The following is a 4815-nucleotide window of genomic DNA, read 5'->3' on the forward strand; positions in this document are numbered from 1 at the left end:
GGGGTGAGGGATGGTTTAAACCATAATTCCAACGATACACCCGTGGTAAGGTCAAGTGATGCTGAGTCGTTGATTATAACCCTGTCATCCGCACCGTCAAACACCAAGCCTTTACCCCGGGGTGTGGGTTCCAGTACAGGCGTAGCGCCTTGCCCGCTGATAATACCGTTATTGTTATAGCCAGACTCATCAAATACGGTGGTACCGTTGACACTGTCGAACGTCCATAACCCAACACAACCCGAAGGTACTGCAACTTTGAATAGGTCACGGGCGCTAACCGGCACGGTGTAGGGCTGTCATTCGTACCGAGACGGTAGGAGGTGGAGGAAATACCGCTGAGGGTGTCGGTTGCGTTGAGTAAGATATTTGTGTTCGATGATAGGTAGTCAATGTTGTCTTTTAAATAAGTGTTTCCAACAAAACTTAGTCCTGTTGACGATACAGTTTTATCTATAACTACTTCAGATGAAGGAGGCCATTCGCCGGGATTTCCCGCAGCGTCAACTGCGCGGACACGGTAATAATATTTTCCTTCAGTCAAACATATGCTTGATACGTCAATACAGTTATCAATAGTTACCGGGGACTGGGTGATATCATCGAACTCTGCAGATACATTATTTGTATAAACCCCGAACTTTGCGGTTGAACAGATGGACAATATTTCCGATGGAATCATGGCTTCCACTACTGAAACCCAAGTGTTACTTTCTGCAGGCTTAATATACCCGCGGATTATATTGTTAACGACTGTAAGTTTTATGTCATACCAAATACCGTATTCAAGAGTTAACGGTTTTTCGACTAATACCCTCGACATACCGGCTAGAGTGCATAGTATCCCCACCTTTTCCCCGCTGGGGGTTAACACTAACCGGATATTATTGGTATCGTTTATTTTTAGTATCACGCCATAGTTTGACACAGAAGAAACAAACTCTGAGTTCTCATACTTTAATTTTAAACCTGCGGTGAAATTGGTACCAATAGAATTTATAGCTACACTAACCTGCTCACCTGTTGCGGTTTGTTTATAAGTAAAATTATTATCATTATTCTGTACCACTACCCAGTTATTACTTTCACTGCTCTCCCATCCAATAGCGGTACCGTTGTTAAAAGAGGTGTTTATTGTATTATTTAATAATAACAGATTGTCAAATACTGCAGTACTACTCACCTGAGATTCATAATACATAACCCCTGCACGGCCGGTATCATTTGCCGCGGGCCAGGTTAACGGCGGTACTGTAGACGAATTCGTGGCTACTGCAGCGCATTGCGGAACCATTTCCGGTGGTTGTATGTCTACTACCATTTCGTGTGGACGCGGGCTAGCAGTTGTCCATTCGCTTTCTACACCGGTATCGCTGACCCCGCAAAAACGGTAATACACCAACCCTTGAGGGATATCTTTCAACGGCTGCACACTTAACGCGCCGGGCATACCTGTTTGTAGAATCTCAGCACTGATTGCCGCGTCGTTCACTAGTACATCATCAAATACCGCAGAACAGTAGTTATGAGAATACAATCCGCACTGGCCAGGAGAAAATATTGGGTTGTCCGTATCTATTACTTCAATAAACTTTTTCCATTTATTTTTTTCAACCTGTTCGTTATAGTCTAACGCATAACATGTGATAGACACACTAGTTTGTGTTTGCTTAACCTGCACTTTTAGGGGTGTACCTCCAAAGTATTCGTACATATTCTCGCCTTCAGGTAAGTATAGATTGCGGTCAACATAGTATTCCGATACTTTAGGCCAGTTGCCGGATTGTTCTATGTTATTTACTATTTTGTGTACCTTAAGTTTATCTTTTATTGTCACAGAATAAAACGTACCGGAATTTTTTACATTTAATACAAAACCAATATCTGTATTCGCATTATCAATTGGTACAGGGGTACCCCATAACCACGGGCTCATTTTTGCGGAGATATCATAATTTGTACTATTGATGCCTTTAAGTAAACACATACGATGTTTTGGCTCTACGACAGTGTCTTGTTCGCTCATCACACGGAAAGATAACTGGCTGACTGCGCTGTAGGGTGTATCCCATAACGTCCATAAGCCGCCTAAGGGTACCCAGTCTGATGTGTCGCTGTCTTCAAAATCGTCCATAAAAACTTTAGCGTCAATGGTAGGTGTACATAATCTGCCATCGGTTTCATCGACTGCGCCTATTTGTACCCTGTGTGTATGAGCATATCCGGAATCAGTTGCGGATTGTTCCCATGCAAATAACGGGCGCAGATCGCTTGTGGATATCATGTCGGTAGGGTATAGAATTATTGGGACAGAGGGTTGGGATGTTGGAAGTGCTGTCTTTACTTCAAAATATTGTGTACCTGACCATGAGCTTTCGTTGCCAATACCATCCTTCGCCATTACTCGCCAGTAATATATCCCGTCGGATGGAATGTAATTGTATGTCTCTGTCCGAGGATATATTGTTTCTTCCTGCCATCCGGAATCAATCACTGGGCTGGAAAAGTTAGAGTCGTTATCAACCTGGATTTTGTATTTTACCGGTACGGACAGGTCCGTTACTACGCTCCAGGTAAAAATGGGCGACTTAGTATTTAGTACTTCACTCATCCCGGGGTTTACCAACTGCGGAACAGGCGGAGGCGTGGTATCTATAGTAAATGTTTGTATATCCGACCATGGACTCCGGTTACCCACCCCGTCTTTGGCAAGGACTCTACAATAATACACGCCGCCAAATAGTTCGGTTTCGGATGTATATATAGAACTTGTTAATTCTTTTTGAATAACTTTTTGAGGAGAAGAAAATTCTATATTATTATCTACTAATAGTTCGTAGCTTACCCCAGTTGTATCATTAATATCGTCCCAATCGAATGTAGGCTTTTTGCCAACGATAGCATTATTCTGCGGTGACGTTAGTACCGGTTTCTGAGGTGAAGTTTTGTCTATTGTTATACCATTGATATATTTTGGGGTACTAAGCAAACCAAAACCGTTTATAGCAGATATCCGTGCATAATATTGTGTATTATCATTTAGAACTGTTGATTCGGGCAGGATGTATTCAGTTACATTACCTACATCCATAGAAAATACTAAATATGGTTGAGTCCAATTAGTAGGGTTTTGTGACACTTCCAAACGATATCCATCAACCGTGCTATACTCGTCTGAAGATGATGACCATTTAACCGCTAATTGAGGATTTGAATACAGAGTATTGTTTATGCTCACCGCGCTGCTGCATTCCGCAGACGGCGGGGTTGATGGTGGCAAACGTATAAGATTGATAGTACTAGTGATCGGTTCGCTAACGTTTCCTGCGGCGTCCATTAATCTTACAGATATCGTTTTATCACCATCGGTATCGGTTATTGATGGACTTAAGGTGTAAGACACAGATGTTGCAAACTCTCGTTCCGCTGGCCAGGTGTCTTCGTACCCGTCGTCTGAGATAAACATTTTGGATAGTCCGCTACCGCCGGTATCTGATGCGGTGATTGATATGTTAATTGTTGTTGAATTTGTAGGATTACCGTTGTTTAACACAATAGTGCCAACAGGAGGGGTGATATCTACCACTGCTAAATCAGTAGACCTGGACCAATCAGATAACAAAGTGTCTTTACATAACCGCATTTTCGCTTTATAACTTGTACCAGGATTCAAATTACAAATTAAAGGCATATTGGTTGCACCTATCATTCCATCAAATACTACTTTTTGGGGAGAATATGCTTCATATACTTGTAACCAAAATCCCGTCCAAGAATCTTCATCTGGCGAATGTTTTGGCAACCGGATTTGAATAATATCATCGTTCCAATAATTTTTCCCAAACTCTGGGATTACTGGCTGGGGTTGATGAAGGGGTATATGGCTGTCATAACGAAGAAAATAGTCGTCTACACCTATGTATGTATACGTAGAATTAAATATAATGGTTGAACCAGCGGATAGATTCAACGTTTTTTGTGACGGAGTTACTTCGTAGTTGGGTTTCACGCCAAACGTGATTTTGTAGTTGCCTATTGGTGCGTCGATTGTATAATTACCTATGTTGTTTTTATATAACAAACCGCCCGTATCTTCAATAATATACGCCACGTCGTTGAATGTAGTTTGAACTTTTATACTCGCTGTTTCTTTGGGAGGTTCATTTTGGGGTGTATATTGTAAAAATTCCATTAAGCCGGCATAAATCGCCCAAGCTTCGTTGTCAATGTGTTTCCCGTCTGTTGCTTTGAATTTATTCACTTCATCCTGAAAATATTTTATATTTGATGCTTCTGAAAGTTCTCCATTTATAAATCTTGTTCCTTTTAATACACCAAAATCTATTTTACGCGTATTATAGTCAATCTTCACACCACGGTTTTCATATTTAAGAGGTCCAAATCTGTTAAGAATTTTACCAAGAACTCTGTTGGCAAGATTATCTGAGCCTACTAATGCATATCTACTAATAAATGTTTCTGTTCCTTGAGGTTTCTTCTCATAGGAGTTGTGGTGAATTGAAATAAAATAGTGTGCTCTGTCATAGATATCGGTAGGATTCCCATCGTCACTCCAGTCAGAGGCAATGTTCGCTCTATCCGATGGTTCTAACTTTTTCGTCAATAGTTCCGTATAGCGTGTCATTTTTACTTCAAATATTTCTGGATGTTTATCAAGATAATATTTAACTCGTTTCGCTACCTCTAAGTTTATCCATGATTCCTTCGTCCCATCTGGTCCAAAAGCACCACCATCAAATTTTCCTTCTTTGTTTAAAGCACCGTGTCCAGGATCTATCAGAACTCTACTAACAC

The 4815-nt window shown here is 41.1% G+C and carries 1 protein-coding gene; it reads right to left on the reverse strand.

The window, feature by feature from the left end; translation table 11 throughout:
- Window positions 1–73 precede the first annotated feature (73 nt).
- A complete protein-coding gene (locus tag WC955_13090; GenBank protein ID MFA5859989.1) occupies window positions 74–4801 on the reverse strand; it encodes an N-acetylmuramoyl-L-alanine amidase in 4728 nt (1575 codons plus the stop codon).
- Between the last annotated feature and the right edge of the window lie 14 nt (window positions 4802–4815).

Source organism: Elusimicrobiota bacterium (assembly GCA_041658405.1).
Taxonomy (GTDB): Bacteria; Elusimicrobiota; UBA5214; order JBBAAG01; family JBBAAG01; genus JBBAAG01.